This is a genomic window from Pseudomonas sp. NFACC46-3 (assembly GCF_900114515.1).
Lineage (GTDB): Bacteria > Pseudomonadota > Gammaproteobacteria > Pseudomonadales > Pseudomonadaceae > Aquipseudomonas > Aquipseudomonas fluorescens_Q.
On the sequence record NZ_FOTH01000025.1, the window covers coordinates 69899 to 88234 of the forward strand.

At 61.1% G+C, this 18336-nt stretch carries 18 protein-coding genes; 12 read left to right on the top strand and 6 right to left on the bottom strand.

Annotation, left to right across the window (positions count from 1 at the left end; translation table 11 throughout):
* The 9 genes from BM300_RS22215 to BM300_RS22255 all read left to right on the top strand — a co-directional run bounded on the left by BM300_RS22215 (nt 1) and on the right by BM300_RS22255 (nt 8414).
* Nucleotides 1-1620: a DUF2300 domain-containing protein gene (locus BM300_RS22215; RefSeq protein WP_092464039.1), complete on the top strand. Its 1620-nt coding sequence runs from the start codon at nt 1-3 to the stop codon at nt 1618-1620.
* Nucleotides 1621-1623: 3 nt separating this feature from the next.
* Complete coding sequence (locus tag BM300_RS22220; RefSeq protein WP_063324182.1) at nt 1624-2454, top strand: YfaP family protein; 831 nt, start codon at nt 1624-1626, stop codon at nt 2452-2454.
* Between the two features lie 370 nt (nt 2455-2824).
* Nucleotides 2825-3406 carry a YjfI family protein gene (locus BM300_RS22225; protein ID WP_086936714.1) on the top strand — a complete coding sequence of 194 codons (582 nt, stop codon included), beginning with the start codon at nt 2825-2827 and terminating at the stop codon, nt 3404-3406.
* Nucleotides 3407-3428: 22 nt separating this feature from the next.
* Complete coding sequence (locus BM300_RS22230; RefSeq protein ID WP_003205987.1) at nt 3429-4127, top strand: PspA/IM30 family protein; 699 nt, start codon at nt 3429-3431, stop codon at nt 4125-4127.
* 265 nt (nt 4128-4392) lie between these two features.
* On the top strand, nt 4393-5427 hold the full coding sequence (locus BM300_RS22235; RefSeq protein ID WP_092149766.1) for an ion channel: 1035 nt from the start codon (nt 4393-4395) through the stop codon (nt 5425-5427).
* Nucleotides 5414-6076 carry a DUF2491 family protein gene (locus BM300_RS22240; protein ID WP_092464042.1) on the top strand — a complete coding sequence of 221 codons (663 nt, stop codon included), beginning with the start codon at nt 5414-5416 and terminating at the stop codon, nt 6074-6076. The genes BM300_RS22235 and BM300_RS22240 overlap by 14 nt, the downstream gene beginning before the upstream one ends.
* Nucleotides 6077-6091: 15 nt before the next feature.
* Nucleotides 6092-6520 (top strand): DUF350 domain-containing protein, encoded by a 429-nt coding sequence (locus BM300_RS22245; protein ID WP_063324186.1) that lies wholly within the window; start codon nt 6092-6094, stop codon nt 6518-6520.
* 19 nt (nt 6521-6539) lie between these two features.
* Nucleotides 6540-7244, top strand: coding sequence for a DUF1190 domain-containing protein (locus BM300_RS22250; RefSeq protein WP_092225509.1), 705 nt, complete (start codon nt 6540-6542; stop codon nt 7242-7244).
* 12 nt (nt 7245-7256) lie between these two features.
* On the top strand, nt 7257-8414 hold the full coding sequence (locus BM300_RS22255) for a glutathionylspermidine synthase family protein (protein ID WP_092149777.1): 1158 nt from the start codon (nt 7257-7259) through the stop codon (nt 8412-8414).
* A gap of 242 nt (nt 8415-8656) precedes the next feature.
* Here the strand turns inward: BM300_RS22255 and BM300_RS22260 are convergent, their stop codons facing one another.
* The 6 genes from BM300_RS22260 to BM300_RS22285 all read right to left on the bottom strand — a co-directional run bounded on the left by BM300_RS22260 (nt 8657) and on the right by BM300_RS22285 (nt 14594).
* Nucleotides 8657-9589, bottom strand: coding sequence for a phosphatidate cytidylyltransferase (locus BM300_RS22260; RefSeq protein WP_063324189.1), 933 nt, complete (start codon nt 9587-9589; stop codon nt 8657-8659).
* Nucleotide 9590: 1 nt separating this feature from the next.
* Nucleotides 9591-10211 carry a lysophospholipid acyltransferase family protein gene (locus BM300_RS22265; RefSeq protein WP_072346316.1) on the bottom strand — a complete coding sequence of 207 codons (621 nt, stop codon included), beginning with the start codon at nt 10209-10211 and terminating at the stop codon, nt 9591-9593.
* Nucleotides 10212-10413: 202 nt separating this feature from the next.
* Nucleotides 10414-10869 (bottom strand): hypothetical protein, encoded by a 456-nt coding sequence (locus tag BM300_RS22270; RefSeq protein ID WP_092349332.1) that lies wholly within the window; start codon nt 10867-10869, stop codon nt 10414-10416.
* The gene (locus BM300_RS22275) at nt 10859-12202 is read right to left on the bottom strand and encodes a phosphatase PAP2/dual specificity phosphatase family protein (RefSeq protein ID WP_092464046.1); all 1344 of its coding nucleotides are present in this window, start codon (nt 12200-12202) and stop codon (nt 10859-10861) included. The genes BM300_RS22270 and BM300_RS22275 overlap by 11 nt, the downstream gene beginning before the upstream one ends.
* The gene (locus tag BM300_RS22280) at nt 12202-13959 is read right to left on the bottom strand and encodes a bifunctional alpha/beta hydrolase/class I SAM-dependent methyltransferase (RefSeq protein ID WP_092464050.1); all 1758 of its coding nucleotides are present in this window, start codon (nt 13957-13959) and stop codon (nt 12202-12204) included. The genes BM300_RS22275 and BM300_RS22280 overlap by 1 nt, the downstream gene beginning before the upstream one ends.
* A gap of 11 nt (nt 13960-13970) precedes the next feature.
* On the bottom strand, nt 13971-14594 hold the full coding sequence (locus BM300_RS22285) for a CDP-alcohol phosphatidyltransferase family protein (protein WP_079302758.1): 624 nt from the start codon (nt 14592-14594) through the stop codon (nt 13971-13973).
* A 559-nt stretch (nt 14595-15153) separates the two neighbouring features.
* Here BM300_RS22285 and BM300_RS22290 point away from each other — a divergent pair.
* From BM300_RS22290 to BM300_RS22300, 3 genes are all read left to right on the top strand, one after another.
* Nucleotides 15154-15561, top strand: coding sequence for a DUF6088 family protein (locus BM300_RS22290; RefSeq protein ID WP_092225501.1), 408 nt, complete (start codon nt 15154-15156; stop codon nt 15559-15561).
* On the top strand, nt 15542-16504 hold the full coding sequence (locus BM300_RS22295) for a nucleotidyl transferase AbiEii/AbiGii toxin family protein (RefSeq protein WP_170862090.1): 963 nt from the start codon (nt 15542-15544) through the stop codon (nt 16502-16504). Before BM300_RS22290 ends, BM300_RS22295 begins: the two co-directional genes overlap by 20 nt.
* A 249-nt stretch (nt 16505-16753) precedes the next feature.
* A partial coding sequence (locus BM300_RS22300; protein WP_256575853.1) for a DUF6531 domain-containing protein occupies nt 16754-18336 on the top strand: 1583 nt, incomplete at its 3' end.

Sequence of the window (18336 nt, forward strand, 5' to 3'; positions counted from 1 at the left end):
ATGCGTTGGCCGCTGGTTGGGTGGCTGCTGTGCTTGATCCCTGCGCTGGTAACAGCGCAGGACGAGCCGTTGCGCCTGGCCTTCGACGGTCAATTGCTGCGCGTGAGCCAGACCCAGGTGCTGGATCGCCAGCCGCTGCCCGATACCTTGCAGGCGCCGCTGGGCAGTCTGTGGAAGATCTTTGTCTACGCCTGGCTGGTGGACACCGACGCCCGTGAACCGGTGTATGAATGCCGGGGGGAGTCGAAGGAAGAGGTCTATTGCTGCAGTGCCGGGCAGAGCATCGGTCGCGATCAAGCCTTGGTGAAATCTTGCGGCTTGTATTTCGAACCGCAGCGGCTCGGGCTTTTGGCCTCGGATTGGCGCGCCTATTGGCAGGCTCGTCAGGCACCGGCCTGGTTATTGGACCTGTCCATGTTGCAACCCCAGACTCAGGTGCCTGTCGCCGGACTGCTCAAGACCCTGGCCACGCTGCCGGCCCAGGATCAGGCGCGGCGGGTGCTGCTGGACGTGGTGCTCAACGCGGCGGACGGGCGACTGGTCGGTGAGTTGGGCAGCCGTCTGCGGGTCAAGACCTGGAGTTGGCTGGGTGATCAGGGGCCCTCGTCCCGTCAGGGCGGTTTCGCCGGTTGGCTGGCGGACGGCACTCCGGTGTGGGCCGGTGGTCGCGGCACCAGCCAGCAGGTCTTGAAGGTCTACGGCGAAGGCTTGGCGGCGGCGCTGCCATCGCGCTGGCCGGCGGAAACCGGGCGTTGCGTGGAAGTCGGCCTGTTTGCCCGTTATCCGTTGCAACGGGTAATGGCGGGCGACCGTCCTGCCTTGCCGGGCCAACTGCGCGGCGATTACCGCGTCGAATTCAGCAACGGCAATCAATTGGACATCCACAGCGATGGCGAGCTGTTCCTGATGCCCGGCAAGCTGGTGGCGCGTCTGGACCGGGAGGAATACGTCGCCCGGGTCTTGCAGCGCGAAGCCAAGGCCGAGCCTGCCGAAGCCGCCAAGGCACTGGCGGTGGCGATACGCACCTATTTGCTGCAGAACGCCCAACGCAACGGTGATTGCCTGAGCATCGACGACAGCAGCCATCGCCAGCGTGTCGCGCCACGCCCGGCGGCGCCCGAAACCCGCGCCATTGCCGCCTGGACCAGCGACCTGGTCCTGGCCGGCACCGATGTCACCTACCACTCTGACCAGCCTGGCCCGGACAAACTGTCCTGGGCACAAGCGGTGGATCAAGCCAACGCCGGCCAACGCTACGACGCCATCCTGCTGCACGCCTACCCGCGCGCCAGCCTCAGCCGCTGGGACAACCCGGTGGCATCCTGCGAAGCGCTGCCCGCCGCCCAGGACTGGCTGCTGAAGCAACGGCGGGGCTGGCGTGAGCGGCTGGAAAGTGAAGTGGGCTACAACGAGATCAGCGCTTTCGCCGTCTGCCGCGTCGCTTTCGGCCGGCCTTATGTCGACCGCGAGCGCCAGCGCATCTACGTGCGCGGCGTGCTGTCGCTGCAAGACCGCCTCGACCTGACCCATGAATATCTGCACCTGGCCTTTGAAGCTCATCCCAATGGCCAGGACGAAAACTATATCGAAGGGCTCGCCCGTCACCTCTTGCTGGAATAGACCATGACACTCCGTTATCCACAGGTCTTGTTGTTGCTTTGCGCCTTGACCGCGTTGCCTCCGGCCATCGGCGCCGAGAACATCAAGCTCGACACGCCGGTCGGCGGTTGGCGCAACGGTGCGCCGGGCGGCGAGGATGAAAACTTCAGCCAGACCGTCAACTACCCGGCCTCGTCGGTCAATACGCCCCAGGGCCAAGCCAATACCGCTCGCATCACTGGCCAGATCCAAGGCGCGCCCAAGGGCAATGCGCCGGGCCAACTCATCGTCAACGGCGTGAGCCTGCCGTTGAAGCTCGATGAGCAAGGCCGCTTCGACCGGCCATTTTCATTCCCCAACGGCAGCAACAGTGTGGAAGTACGCAGCCCCGACGGCCAACAGCGTCACCGCACGCAATTTCTCAACACCAGCGGCGGCGCCACGCCGGCCAAGCTGCGGGTGTTGCTGACCTGGGACAGTGACGGCACTGACTTGGACCTGCACCTGGTCACCCCCGATGGTGCGCACATCTGGTACGGCGACCGTGCCGTCGCCAACGGCGCCGCCCTCGACGTCGACGTCACCACCGGCTACGGCCCGGAAATCTTCGCCATGCCGGCGCCGATCAAAGGCCAGTACCTGGTGTATGTGAACTACTACGGCGGCGGTTATCGCTATCAGGACGACGGCGAGGAAGGTGAGGGCGGTGGAGAACAAGCGCAACAAGCCCTGACCACCGCACAAGTCACAGTGATCACCGAAGAAGGCACGCCGAACGAGAAGATGGAAACCTTCGTGGTGCCGATGCGGGCGGTGGGCGAGCTGACGTTGGTCAAGAGTTTCAGTTACCCATAAGGCCATCCCCGGTCCCCTGTGGCGAGGGAGCTTGCTCCCGCTGGGCTGCGCAGCAGCCCCATCTGAAGCTGACTGCACTTTTACCTGACATACCGCGGCGCCTGCTTGGGGGGGGCTTCGCGCCCCAGCGGGAGCAAGCTCCCTCGCCACAAGAGCGGTCGGTGCTTGTGATCAATAAAATCTCACGCGTGAGCTATTGTGGGCTTGCGAAAGTACCTGTAGTGTTTCTCACGCGTGAGTTTTTCACAGTGGGGTCAGTACCATGTCAACCAGCTCTCCATCGGATCCGCCAGACGGGTCTGTAACCGATTCAGCGAGCCGCACGGGAGAGCGCGCCAAACCCTCCGCGAAAAAGCCGTCGAGCTTCTACATGAAGCAGATGCGCGCGGGCCTGAGTGCCGCCGGGTATGTGAAACACGAGACTTGGGTGCTTCCTGAAAACCGAAGCCTGCTCAAGCAAATGGAGAAACAGCTACGCCAACCGATTCTGGCTGGCTCATTCATGTCGGAGAATTACATGAGCGCAGGTAATAACTGGAACATCGACCGCCTCTACAGCGCCCTTCAGGCCCTGGACGAAGTGGTCGCGAACGACATCACTCTCTCCCTCGTCCAAGGCTCCGAGTCCAGCATCAAGCTGGAAATGAATGATTTTGGTGGCCTGCCGATCTACATCGCGGTGGTGGGTGACCAGATCATCGTCGATACCGTCCTGGTGGACGTCGAGTCGATCAACGATGTCGCGGCATTCAATGACGCCGTGCTGCGCAGCCGGGAAATGTTCCCGCTGTCGTCCATCGGCATCGAGACCATGCCCAACGGGCAAGTCGTCTACAACATCTTCGGTGCGTTGAGCGCCGACTCCAGCCTGACCAACGTCGTGACCGAGGTCAAAACCCTCGTCGACAACGTTCAGCGCGCCAGCGAAGCCTTCGAACGCTTCTTCATTTAATTCACCGAACAGGAACTATCCAATGACTCAGTCCATCTGGAGCAAATTGTTCACCGCACTGCGTGGCGGTGCCAGCGAAGTCGGTGAATCGATCGTCGACCAACAGGCCCTGCGCATCCTCGACCAGGAAATCCGTGATGCCGACAGCGCGCTGGCCAACGCCAAGCGTGAGCTGGTCACCATCATGGCCAAGCACAAGCTGGCGACTGATCGCGTCGGCGAATACAACGCCAAGATCAAGGACCTGGAAGCCAAGGCCCTGGCCGCGATCCAGGCCAACCGCGAAGACCTGGCGCTGGAAGTGGCTGAAGCCATTTCGACCCTGACCAACGAACTGGACGCCGAGCAGAAGCACGCGACCGAATTCGGTGGTTATGCGGACAACATGCGCAAGGACATCACCAAGGCCGAAAGCCGGATCAAGAGCCTGCGCCAGCAAGTGGACATGGCCAAGGCCCGCGAAAGCGTGCAGAAGGCCCAGGTCAGTGCTTCGATCGCCAGCGGCGGCGCCAATGGCAAGCTGGAAACTGCCGTCGGTACGCTCAACCGCTTGCAGGCCAAGCAACAGCAACGTGCCGCTGAGCTGCAAGCCCAGGACGAACTGGCCGAGGCTTCGACTGGCTCCGACCTGGAGCGCAAGCTGCGCGACGCCGGCATCACGCCGAACGAAGGCAGCGCCAATGCGATCCTGGAACGCCTGAAGAAAAAATCGGCTGAGTGATCGCTGAGCGCACCGAACCCGTGGCGAGGGAGCTTGCTCCCGCTGAGGCGCGAAGCGGCTCCAAAAAAAGGGGCCTGCTGCGCAGTCCAGCGGGAGCAAGCTCCCTCGCCACAATAATGTCCGGCGCTCCTGGATTTAATTGTGACGCAGGTACTTTTATCCAACCCCCGCAACAGGTTTAATGCTGTCCGGCCATTACGCTCGAGCCCTCAGACGCCAGAGCGATGATCCCGCCAGGAACGAAGCCCCACGGAGTCAGGGACGAATGTCGATTTTCCTTTTGTTGCGCACGTACGCGTCGTCCTTCTTCCATCGGTTCGGCTGGGCGGGCCTGGCCATTGCGTTGGGCGTGCACCTGTCCACGGCCTGGATCGGCCTGGTGCTGCTGGGCGAGCAACACCTCATCGCCGCCGCCACGTTTATCTACTTCTATCTCACCACCACGCTCACCGTCGGCTATGGCGATCTGTTGCCACAGACATCCGCCGGGCGAATTTTCGTGGCGACCTGGATCATGCTCGGGGGTATTGCCCTGTTGACGACGGTCATCGGCAAAACCACCAGCAGCGTCATCGATGTATGGAGAAAAGGCATGAAGGGCAAAGGCGATTTCACCGGCAAGGTCGGCCACACGGTTCTCATCGGTTGGGAGGGCGCCTCCAGTGAGCGGGTCATTGAATTGCTGCTGCAGGACGAAACCTCCAATGACAACCTGATCGTCATCTGCGATTGCGATCTCGAAGAAAACCCCATGCCCGGCAAGACATCGTTCATCAAAGGCGACAGCCTGTCCTCCGTCGCGCTGTTGCAGCGTGCTGGCGTGCCGGGTGCCGAACGCGTGCTGGTGCGCACCCACTCCGACGACCTGACCCTGGCCACCGTGCTGGCGGTCAATCAATTGGGCCCTGCCGGGCATGTGGTCGCGCACTTCAATGACAGCGAAATCGCCGCCCTTGCCAGCGCCTATGCGCCGAGCCTGGAATGCACCTCCAGCATGGCCATCGAAATGTTGGTGCGTGCCTCCCAGGACCCGGGCTCGTCCGTGGTCATCAATGAATTGCTCTGTGTCGGCCAAGGCGCCACTCAGTACCTGATGAAACTACCCGAGGCGTTTGAAGCGACGTTCGGCGAGCTTTATGCCCGATTGAAAGAGCAGCACAACGCTACGCTGATTGGTTACCGCGCCAAGGGCGCCCGACACCCATCGATCAACCCGCCCGGCGCCACCCGCGTCGTGGGCGGGGAACTCTTCTACATCGCCTCCACGCGTCTCAAGGAAATTTCCCATGGGGTGGTTTAAACAGTTGATGGGGCTTGAGGCCCCGAACGCGAACACGAAAGCCAGCAATAACGCGCCTGTCACCGGGCCGCTGGGCCTGGCCTCCGGCAAGCAGGTCATGTTCGACTCCACGCTCAAGTTGTTGCTCGACGGCAACAGCACGGTGGTCATTCCGGGCTCCCAACAGATCTGGAGCCTGGGCATCGTCGACCTCGGGCAGTCGAACTGGCTGTCGCGCTGCTACATGAACGACGAAGACTACTGGCTGCAAGTGCACACCAGTGGCGATATCGCCGGGCAGGTCGAGTCGGTGATCCTGTTCAACTACCTCAGCTACGTCACGATCAGCAGTGAAGCGGAGTTACGTCGCCTGGCCGGCCCTGAAAGCCTGATCGGCCTGCCGACCTACACCCATGACGGCGTCGAGTACACCCGCGAATGGGGCACCGAGGCTGGCCAGACAGAACTGGTGACGTTGAGCGAGCGCGTGAGCAATCCGGATGAGTCCTACAGCGTCGAACACCGTTCGATGCTGTACGCCCGCGACACCGGCCTGACGGATCGTCGCGAGTTCCTGCTGTTCTCCGTTGAAGAGGACGCCGAAGGCACCGTCAGCTTGAGCACTTCGCTGGGTATTTCGCTGTACACCACTGACCTGAACACTCTTTGAATAAGGAACAAGTCCATGCTTGAAGCGCTCTCCATTTCCCTGAACAAAGCCGCCGTGCTTGGCTTTGTCATGTACATCCTCGGCGCCGCCGTGCTGTTCGCGCTGTTCCAGTTCATCTACACCCGCGTCACGCCGCACAAAGAGTTCGAGCTGATCCGTTCGGGCAACGTGGCTGCGGCCATCGCCCTGGGCGGTGCTGTCATCGGTTTCGCGATTCCGGCCAGCAACGTGATTGCCTATTCGATCAGCATGCTGGATTTCGTTGTCTGGGCAGTGATCGCCGCTGTCGTCCAGTTGTTGGCGTTCCTGGTGACCAGCCTGGTGCTCAAGGGCGCTTCCGCGCGGATCAGGAACGGTGAGATCGCAGCGGGTATCTATATCGCCGCCGTGGCCATCAGCGTCGGCATGTTGAACGCCGCGTGCATGACGCCTTCCACGAACTGATTGCGCTACGGAGAACCCGATGAAACGAAGCAAGTACGTCCAGCTTTCGCTGGCCGCGTCGGTCGCCATGGCGATATCCGGCTGCGGGCCGACGGAAAAAACCTACGAGTTGAAAAAGAAGTACAACTTCCAGTCCGTGCAGCAATGTGTCGATGAAAAGCTGCCGGTAGACATTTGTGCTGACGCCTACATGACTGCCATGACGGAGCATCGCCGGATTGCGCCGGTGTACGACAACCAGGCCGATTGCGATGCCGACTTCGTTCCCGATTGGTGCCAGCAGGACTCCGCCGGCAAGTTCATCCCCAAGCTGGGCGGTTTCGAACTGAGTGCCGAGGGCGAGGTTACGCAATCGGAAGTGGACGCCGCCAAGGCCCAATTGCCGGCCTCGGAAGCGATGAATACCGGTGGAGGTTTCAGCAACCTGCTGACCGGGCTGCTGATCGGCAACATGCTGAGCAGCAACCGCAACAGCTATTTCTCCGAGCCGGTCTACCGCTACCGCGATGATCGTGGCAGCTTCGGCTCCTCCACGCTCAGCCAGCGGGTGTCGACAGGCTCGACATTCACCAAGTCCAACCAGGCGCGATACGGCAGCTACACCGACTCCATCAAGTCCACCAGCAAGCCGATGTCCGTTGCCTCATCCACCTCCCGTGGCGGCTTCGGCAGCAAGTCCAGTGCCCGCAGCGGTTGGGGCGGTTCGAGCAGCTCCGGCGGTTGAGGAACCAGCGCCATGAAGAAGATCCATTGCGCAGAACGTCATGACTGGAAACAGACCGCCGAGCAGCTCGGCTTTCTGTTCCACACCATCGACGACGAACCCTATTGGGACGAAAGCGCGTACTACCAGTTCACCCTCAAGCAGATCGAGGACGACCTGGAAGACCCGACCACCGAGATCCATGATATGTGCATGGACCTCGTGGCCCGCGTGGTCCAGAGCGAAGAATTGCTGGAACGCCTGAGCATTCCCGCGCCGTTCTTCGACCTGGTGCGCACTTCATGGCTCGAAGGCCACCCACACTTGTATGGGCGCATGGATTTCTCCTACAACGGCACCGGCCCCGCCAAGCTGTTGGAGCTCAACTACGACACGCCGACCAGCCTCTATGAGGCGGCGGCGTTTCAGTGGGGCTGGCTGGAGCAATGCATCGAGCGCGGCTTGCTGCCGGCCCATGCCGACCAGTTCAACAGCATCGACACCAAGCTGCACCAGGCTTTTGCCCAGTTGCAGATCAAAGAGCCGTTTTATTTCGCCTCGATGAAAGGCTCGGTGGAAGACAAGGGCACCACGGACTACTTGCGCCTGATCGCGGAAAAAGTCGGCATTGAATCGCGGCACATCGATATCGAAGACATCGGCCTCAACAGTGACGGGCGTTTCGTTGACCTGGAAGAGCGCTGGATTGCCCACCTGTTCAAGCTGCATGCCTGGGAGTTCATCTTCCACGAGCCGTTTGGTGAAGCGATCGCCCAGTGTGATACGCAGTTTTTCGAGCCGGCCTGGAAGTCGATCATCTCCAACAAAGGCATCCTGCCGCTGCTGTGGGAGTTCAACAAAGGCCACCCGAACCTGCTCGCGGCCCACCTGGATACCGACACGAGCAAAGCGGTGCCCAAGGGCTGGGTGCGCAAGCCGTTCTTTTCCCGGGAAGGCGCCAACATCGAGCTGCAAACCGCTGATGGCCTGATCGTAAAAGAAGACGGCCCCTACACCGACGCCCCGTTCATCCTCCAGGAGTTCGCGCCACTGCCACGCTTTGGCGACAGCTACACCCTGATCGGCTCCTGGGTCATCGGCGACCAGGCCGCCGGCATTGGCGTGCGGGAAGACAACAGCCTGATCACCAAGGATTCCAGCCGGTTCTTGCCGCACCTGATCCTTGACTGAGCGATGCCCCCGCTTTTGTGGCGAGGGGTCTATCTGTGGCGAGGGGATTTATCCCCGCTGGGCTGCGAAGCAGCCCCACGAGACCTCAACTCAATCTGTCTGCAATACCGAGGTATGGTTTTTTAGGGCTGCTTCGCAGCCCAGCGGGGATAAATCCCCTCGCCACAAGAGCGGTTGGCAGTGGGCCAGTGAAGAAGCAAGCGACGCCCCCCTCTGGGAGCGAGTGTTCGCCGCAGGCTTTTTCAGGTCCACCAGTACCGCACCAAATGAAAGAAGATCGGCGCGGCGAAGCACACCGAGTCCAACCGGTCGAGCATGCCGCCGTGGCCTTCGATCATGTGGCCCCAGTCCTTCACGCCGCGGTCGCGCTTGATCGCTGACATGACGATGCCGCCGGCAAAGCCCAACAGGTTGATCAGCAAGGCGATGAGGAACGACTGCCACGGATTGAACGGCGTGATCCACCACAGCGCGCCACCGATCAGCGAGGCTAGGAAAATGCCGCCGACAAACCCCTCCACGGTTTTCGAGGGCGACAGGTTCGGTGCGATCTTGTGTTTGCCGAACAGCTTGCCGCACACGTACTGCAACACGTCCGAGAGCTGCACCACGATCACCAGGTAGGCGATCAGCAACAGGTTGCGCCCTTCGAAACCGGCGATGTCCAGCGTCAGCAGGGCCGGGACGAAGGAGATGCAGAACACCGCGATCATCAAGCCCCACTGGACCTTGGAAGCGCGCTCCAAAAAGTGCGTGCTGTCGCCGCCCAGGGACGCCAGGATCGGCAGCAGCAGGAACACATACACCGGGATAAAGATCGAAAACAGCCCGTACCAGTCGTAGTAGATCAACAGGTACTGCAGCGGCAGCGCCAGGTAGAACGCGGCCACCAACGCTGGATAATCGCTGCGGCGGGTCGGTGTCAGGGTCAGGAATTCCCGCAGGGCGTAGAACGACACCGCGTAGAACAACAGGATCACTGCGGCGTTGCCGAGCCAGAACGCGATGCCGATCACCAGCACCATGATCCACCAGGCGTTGATCCGCGCGTTGAGGTTGTCGATGACGGAGTTCGGCGCGCCGCGGGTTTTCAGCTTGAGAATGAAACCGATCAACGAAGCCAGCACCAGGATGGCGCCGATCCCGCCAAACAACATCAGGGTATATCGATCCATGTCAGACGTGCTCCGGGGCCAGTGCCAGCAGCGCGGCGCGGCTGCGTTCAAGAAATTGCTCTTTGCTTTCACCTTCTTCGATGCACAGCGGCGCGCCGAAACTGGTGGTGCATAACAGCGGCAGAGGCAGTACCCGGCCCTTGGGCATGACGCGGTTGAGGTTGGCGATCCACACCGGGATCACCTCGACCTCGGGGTGTTTTTTCATCAAGTGATAGATCCCGCTCTTGAAGGGCAACAGGCCTTCCTCCGGATTGCGTGTGCCTTCCGGAAAGATGATCAGTGAGTCGCCGTTTTCCAGCGCATCAAGCATCGGCTGCAATGGGCTGTAGGAAGGATCCTTGCGTTCGCGGTCCACCAGCACACCGTTGAACACCCGGTTGATGATGTAGCGACGCACCGGGCTGGTTTGCCAATAATCGGCCCCCGCCACCGGGCGGGTGAGCTTGCGCAGCGCCGGCGGCAGCGAGGCCCAGAGCAACACGAAGTCACCGTGGCTGCTGTGGTTGGCGAAGTAGATCCGCTGCACCGGCGTCGGCGCGCAGCCGAGCCACAGGCTGCGAGCGCCCGTGACCATGCGGGCGGCGGAGGTGATGAGGTTGGCGACCACGGGTTCGAACATGAAGATTCCTTGTCCTGAGAAGCTCGGGTAGTGACGCAATCGTTAACAGCTGACCATTAACTGTGGCGAGGGAGCTTGCTCCCGCTGGGCTGCGCAGCAGCCCCCAAGAGGCTGAACACAATTCATCTGATACACCACAGTGCCTGGTTTTGGGGCTGCTTTGCAGCCCAGCGGGAGCAAGCTCCCTCGCCACCAAAACTATCTAGATACTTGAAGCTAACCAGGGGCTGGCCAGGATGAAGCCCAGCACCAGGACGACTTGTACGGCCAATAATCGTGACTGCCGACGCAGCAGCAACAACGCGCCGTGCCGGCGTTCAGTCCAGAGACGCCCTGCACGTGCGGCCGGTTGCAGGCCCAGGGAGGTGAGGGCTTGATCCAAGGTATAGGTGCGCTCGGCCAGGGACTGGGTGCTGTCAGCCATGCGCTGGAACAGATCGGCATCGAATGCCACGCGCAGCGCCCAGTATTTTTCCAGCATGCCGAGCACCAGTAGCGCCGCACTCAACAGCAGCAACCACGGATCGATGACGCCCACCAACCATTGCCCCAACCCCAGCAGCGCCCCAAGCAGCGTCAACCCGGTGGAAAACTGGTCCAGCGAATGCCCCCGGCGCAACAGGCTCGCCACGGTGTGGAGCTCCATATCAGTGATCATGGACATTCCCCTGTGCTGTGGATAACTGCTCCAGCGCGCGACGGTGTGCCGCGTGCAAGACGATACGCGGTCGAGCGCGCTGGATTTGCACGATCGCCGCATCAACGCTCGCTGCCCGCCCGCTGTGCAACAACCAGGCAACCACCGCCGTGGCGCTGCGCGAATAACCCAGGGCGCAGCAGACCAGCACCGGCCCTTGCTGGCGCAGGCTTTCAATGGCCTCTGCCGCTTTCAGGCATTGCTCGGCGGTCGGCGCTGTCAGGTCGAGCACTGGCAATGAGCGATAGGCGACGCCGCTGCTGTCCAAGGACAGTTCTGCGCAAAGGTCGAGCACGCCGGTAAACGCACTGTCTTTCAGCTCCATCGGCGTGGGGATACGCCCCAGCCACACGTTATCCGCTATCAGGTCCGGTTGCGGATGCTTGCGCGTCCAGCCGCGCGAATTGATCCACGCCGCCGCCAGGTAAGGCGCCAGCAACCAACGCGCTGCCGGGCTCAAACGACCATCGGCACGCTTCTGGAAACCGTCGGCACCGAACATCAGGTAATTCAGCGCCACCATGAGCACCGCGACCGCCGGCCAGATCAGCCAGAGCCACGCGCCGCCCAAGGCAAACGCCGGGATGAACAACGCCGCCGCACCCAAGCCATAACGCAAGGCCAAGCGTCGGCGGGCAGGATCCGTCGTCAGTCGCGCACTCAGCAGCGGACTCGGACGGTCCAGCGGCCACAGCCAGACACACAGCCAACCGGCCAACGCGCCCGTGGGCAGGTCAATGAAGTGATGTTGATAAGTGGTCAGCACCGACACGCCGATCAACGCGAACCAACCGTGCATCACCCAGCGCCAGAAGCCCTGCAGATGCCGCTGATAGCAGACCCACAGCACCACCAGCAACGCGATGTGCAGCGACGGCGCCTGATTGAACGGCTTGTCGAAACCCGCCAGCACTTCGAACAACCAACCAAACACCCCGTCCATTTCCGGGCGGGGGAAAGTGAAGCGCAACGGCCAGAGCAAAAAGCAACTGACCGCAATCACCTGCGCCGTCAGCAGGCGCAAGGCGTGGCGCTTGAGTTCTTCGCGGCTGGTGGGCAACAGCAAGGACAGGCCGTACAGCAGATCAATCGACCAGTAAGGCACGATGGTCCAGGCCATGAACGGCATGTGGCTTTCCCAGGCGAACACCAACGTGCCGACATCGTCACGCTGGGAGGTGACCCAGGTGGCGAAGCCGTAAGTGGTGAAGAACAGCGGCGCCAACAACAGCAACCACAGCACCGCCGGTTTCAGCAGTGCGGGCTCGCGGGCCGGCGCGATGACGGCGCTCATTACTGCACTCGCTGGGCCAGCGAAACGCTGAAAATGCCCCATTCATCGACCCGCAGGGTGATCTTGCGGAAGCCCGCCGCCTCAACCAATTGATCCATTTCCGCCTGGGTGCGTCGGCGCATCACCCAGGCTTGCCCGGCGCGGTGGCTGGTGAGGGCGCGGGCGATCAGTTCCAGTTGCGGGTGCCATGGCTGGCCGGTGTAGACCAGGAAACCGCCAGGCTCCACGGCTTCGGCCAGGCCGGCGAGGGAGCCGCCGACCAGTTGGTTGTCGGCAAACAGCTCGTACAGGCCCGATACCACGGCGAGGGTTGGTTTCGGCTCCAGCGCCGCCAGATCCTGGCGGTCGAAGGCATCGCCCTTGACGAATCGGGCGATGTCGCCCAAGCCTTTTTCCACGATCAGCGCACTGCCGTCGCGCACGTTGATATCGCTGTAGTCGCGCAGCAGGATCGACTCGGGCAACGGGCTGACACCTTGCAGCGCTTCGAGAATGTAGCGGCCATGGCCGGCGGCGATGTCGACGATGCGCACCTCGCGGTCTTGCGTACGCAACTCGCCCATCGCCAGGCGCAGCAGCTCCTCGACGTGCAGCTTGCGCTGGCGAATGCCGCGCCAGCCGATGGAGTTCAGGTAATTCTGGTCAATCATCTTGCCCAGCGCCGAGGTGCCGGTGGGGCGGTTGCGGTAGACGTAATCCAGAGTACTGCCAGAGTCGAACCCAGTGTCGAAACCCAGTTTCACCCCGGCCGACAACTTGCTGCCAAAGCGCATGCTGGCGCGGGTCATGCGCCAGTAGAGGTCGCGCAGCGAGTTGTGCGGCAGCGGTGTGGCCAGGGTTTCGGCTTCGGCGCAGGTCGCGCCCAGGCGATCGGCGTCGAGCAGCGAAGGGCGGTCCAGCGCTCGGGCAAAGTTTTGCAGGATGAAGCGGCGCGCACTGGCAACGGCGGGCGCACGGTTCTTCTCGCCGAGGGTGTCGTGGAAGAAGCCCGGCAGGATGTGCTTCTCCTTGTGCAGGCTGCCCAGGCGCTCGAAGAACTGCTCTTGGGGTTTGCGGTGCACCACGAAGTCCGAGCCGGAGATCAACAACTGCGTCGGCACCTGGATCGCCTGGGCATCGGCGACCACGCGATCGGCGGCTTCGTACAGGCCCAGCAGCACGTTCACCGAAATGGCCTTGGTGATCAGCGGATCGCTGTCATAGGACGCCACTCGCTCCGGGTCATGGCTGAGGAACTTCGCCTTGACGTAGCTGTTGACGAAAAAGTTGCCGCGAAACTTGCGCATCAGCGCCAGGCCCGGACGGGCGAAGGGCACGTAGAGCTTGACCTTGAACGCCGGCGAGGCCAGCACCAGCGAGCGAATGCGTGGCGCGTAGTCGTGGACCCAGGTGGACGCGATCACCGCGCCGACGCTTTGCGCCACTACCGCGATGTTCGCCTCGTCGATCTGGTGCGTGGCGCCGATGTGATCGCAGAAGGTCTGCACATCCCGCGCACTGGTGGCAAAACTCGGGCTGTCGCCCCGTTCGCCCGGCGACTGGCCATGGCCACGGGCGTCCCAGGCAAAGAAGTCGAACCCGGGCAGGTCCAGTTCATCCACCAGGTGCGCAATGCGCCCGGAGTGTTCATGACCACGATGAAACAACAACACAGCCTGGCGGGGTTCACCCGCCGCCGCGTCGACAGCCGGCCAGTGCCGGTAGAACAACTCCACGCCATCGTGGGTAGTGAACGTCAGTTCCTGGGCTTCGCGCATTGCAAGTTCCTTTATGCTGAGGGAGCGTTTTCCTTCACTTGGCCCAGGCCATGACGGACCCGGTTGACCAAGGTATACACCAGCAGGGCGGCAACCACCGCCATCACACCATCGACCCAGAGTGCCCCGAGCCAACCCAGGGCAATGCCGGTTGCCAACACGCCCAACACAAAGGCGCGATCACTCTTGCCCATCGGCCCGTCATACCGCCGCGAAGCTCCCACCATGGCCCCCAAGACGCCTGCGTATTCGCTGAACAACGCCAACAGCGTGACCAACAACACGAGCAACAGACTGGTATCGGCAAACAGGGCAAAAGGCAGGATCAGGGCAGCGTCGGCGATGATATCGCATAGCTCATTGAGGTAGGCGCCCAGATGCGATTGCTGGCCAAACTCCCGCGCCAACATGCCATCCACGGCATTCAACGCCATGCGCAGGAACATCCAGATCGGCACAAGCACGAAGATCCACGGATGGTTGGCAAACCAGGCGATGACCGCACCGACCAACACCGAAACGATGCCGGCGAGCACCGTGACCTGGTTGGCGGTGACACCGTTGTTGTAGAGACGTTGAACCATGGGGCGCAGCAGGTTTTGAAAGGCGGGCTTGAGTTGGTAGATGGAGGGCATCGGGGTGAGATCTCGGCCGGTTGCGGGGCTGGGCTTATACAGGTGCGAGATTACGATAGGTTGAGGGGTTGCTGGCGGGTATTTCTCGAGAATGCGCGCGGGTAGGCATCTAAAACGCAATTTGCGGGTGTAAACCCCGGTGTGAGCGGGCTCAACCAATAAAGACCGGCCTACGCCAACCCCCGTGGCGAGGGAGCTTGCTCCCGCTGGGCTGCGCAGCAGCCTCCAAAGAAGACAACTCAATTTGCCTGGCTCACCGAGTCATGGGATCCAGGGCTGCTGCGCAGCCCAACGGGAGCAAGCTCCCTCGCCACAGGAGCGGTGGTGTATCAGTTAAGGATCAAACGACGAAAATCCTGTGGGAGCTTGCTCGCGATAGCGGTGGGCCAGGCAACGTCAATGCCGGTTGAGCCACTGCTGCGGTTCTTAGGTCGCATTGGTCAGTGTCGCTGTGCTGATTTATACTGAACCCGGCATGAGCACGGTTTGTATTATAAATATTATATTAAACAATAAGTTATGTTGTTTTGTGGGTTAGGTGAAGTCTGGGAGGTACACCGTGGTTATCGAAGAGCGGCTTAAAAGATCTATCGCCCTGCGCAAGGACGATGTGTTTCTGCGCTCCGAATTTTCCGACTTCGGCAGCCCCGCACAGGTATCCCGAGCATTGCGTCATTTGGTTGCCAACGGTGTATTGGTCAAACTCGGTGTGGGTGTTTTCGCGAAAGCCAAGGCCAGCGTTCTTACGGGCAAGCCGATTCCGGTCCGTCCACTGGAAATCCTGGCGCCTCTGGTTCTACAAAAGCTCGGCGTGAAGATTACGGCTGGCCGCGCCGTGCGTGATTACAATGCCGGCGACAGTTTGCAGCTCCCTGCCGGTATCGTTTTCGACACAGGCTCACGGCGCATTAACCGAAAACTCGGCTTTGGTGGTCGTTACGTTATCTATGAAAACCATCACGCCTGAGCAGGTCGAGTTAATTGATGCGGTGTTGGCCGAGGTCGATGTCGGCTTGCTCACGGCCGGCATCCTGGAAAAAGACGTCCACGTAACGGATGCTTTGCTGGCCCTGATGGCGATGCAGTTCCCCGGTATTCGCCTAGTGTTTTGCGGCGGTACAAGTCTGTCCAAGGCTTACCGGCTGATCGAGCGTATGTCCGAAGACGTCGACTTGAAGATCGTTTTAGATAAGCCCAATGCGCTGACTGCCTCGGCTCAAAAGCGGCACCTCAGTCATCTGAAGTCTGAGGTTTGTCAGGTGTTGGCTGGGCTCGGTTTCGAGGAAACCGTGGAAGAGCGTGTTGCCCGCAACGAAAACCGATACTTCGCCAGTCGCTGGCAATATGCCCCGCAATACCCTCACGACGCCAGTTTGCGCCCTTATCTAAGTCTTGAGCTGACTGCGCGAACCCCACAGTTTGAAGTGACTCAGCAGCCGCTGGAGTATCTGGTTAATCGACTCGCTGAAAAGGCTGGTCAATTGGGTGATATCCCCTGCGTAGCGGTTGAGGAAACGCTCGCGGAGAAGGTCATTTCGTTTCTTCGTCGCTATGCCCAGCACCAAGCCGGGGCCTTACTTCAGTCGTGGGACGATACGTTGGTGCGGCATATCTATGACGTTTACTGCATTAACTTGGGTGATCCCTCTGTCGGCGAACGAGCCGCTATCGGTTTCAAAGCCTTGGTGGAATTCGATGCTCTGGAGTTTGGTCGGCAGTTTCCTCCGTTCGCTGCTGATCCTGGAAAAATCCTGCGGGAAGCGCTTCAGCAGGCGGGTTCGGATGCGGTGATTCGTCGTCAGTATGAATCCAAGCTGATGCCTCTGATCTTTGGAACTGTCCGCCCGAGCTTTGATGAGGCTTATGTCGTGTTTCGTCAACACGCCGAAGCATTGATGCGGATTCTATAAAAACTCCCGGTCTATGAACGGGCTAAGGAATTCTGCACTCAGGTGTCTTCTGTCGAGCGCAGTGGGTCAGCTGCCTACTGACCTAAATACAAGGAGTGTTTCAAATGCTGCGAGTGGAGTGGCTCGATTTGCACGCCTAACGTTTAAATTTAGCGAATCGCCCTACGTCCACCGCTTCTTTCACTGACTTAATTCCTCAGCCATCGTCGGCAAAGTCTCGCGTTCGTCCCTGTCCCGCGAGACTCCCGCATGTTTGCCCCTGACAAACTCCTGGCTTTGAACAGCACCATCGGCTCTTTGGTGGTGGCGGCCATGGACCCCGATCAGCCGGATGTCGAAGCGGTACTGGCGGACTTCCGCGCCTGCCTCAACGACTACGACGCCTGGGCTGAAAGCTTTTGGGCCGGCTGGGCGCTGGATCTTGAACAAGTATTCAAGGTCGGCAACGAGGTGTCCCTGGCGGCGCCGAAGAATCTTGATCAACCCATCAGCGCCACGGTGGCCGCATGTCCGGCGAGTGGTCCGCTGACGTTGGTGCACATGTTCCAGGCGGCGCGTTTTGTGCCGATTGGCGACACCCCGGTAATGCTGGAGCCGGTCACCGGAGGCGAGCCCGGGAAGGAAACGTTCGGTGAGCCAGTGCATCACGTCATTGGCCCAAGCGGCGTCCTGGAGATCCCCGAATGCTGGCGTGGCGGGCGTTACCGCATCACTTTTTTCCCCCATGTGACGACCGATCACGTCAAGGCGCTGTATGCGTCCTATCAAGGGGTGATGGACGAACTTGAGGGGTGGCTGAAGGCCGAGTGGGACGAGTTTCAACCCCTGTGGGCGGCGTTTTCCGAGGCCGGGTTTCGCGAACGTTATGACCTGGTGCAGCAGGCCGATTGGCGCGGTTTCGAAAACGCCCTGCATCAGTTATGGGATGACGTTAAACAGGTTTTCCAGCTGTTGGCCGATCTGCAGGCCAACAGCGAAAAGCTCCTGGAGTATCTGACCCAGGTAGAACTTGAGCAGTTACTGAGCGCTTCATCCGAGGCCATCGCCAAAGGACTGATGGTGTTGAGTGACGAGCCGTTGCTCTTCGTTCACATGGTGGCATTCGTCAGTTGGCTGCGGATGTTGCCGCCTCAGTACATGGCCGAAGTCGTAGGTGAAATGCGCGCTTCGGTGCTGATCAATTTCCTGTTGATGCGCTTGACCGGCGCCCTGGGCATGGGCGTGCGGATGAGCGGAAAGGTACTTGGCCAGCTCCGCTCGGCGCGGGCTCGGGAGTGGTTAACCGCATCAAGCCTGAGGCTGGCCCAACGCTCCACCGATCGGCTCGACCGGCATCCCGATGTGCTCAAACCGTTGGTGGTCAGCGCCCAGCGTGCGCCATTGAAGCCGACGCCTGTCGGACCTCTGCATATCACCCCCGAGCACTCCCCACCCTTGGCGGTCAGCAATCCGGCCGCTGTGGCGCGGGAAAAATCCCACGGTTCAACCCGGCTAAGCAAACACGAACCCCACGACGACGCCCCCGCCCAGTCGAAAAACCCCAATGGCGACAGCGCCGATACCGCCGCCCAGACCCAGACCAGCGGCTGCCCAGTGTCGATGGTCACCGGCGAAGAACTGCTGACCCTCGACGATGGCACCCTCGATGGCCGCTTGCCATTCGTCTTCACCCGTTTGTACCGCACCAGCGCCGCGGACCTGGACGTCGGCCTCGGGCGCGGCTGGAGCCATGCCCTGGCCCATCGCTTGGAGCTTGAGGGCGAGCAGGTCACCTGGGTCGACCAGGAAAACCGCCGCACGACGTTTCCCCTGCCCAACGCCCAGCGTCCGGC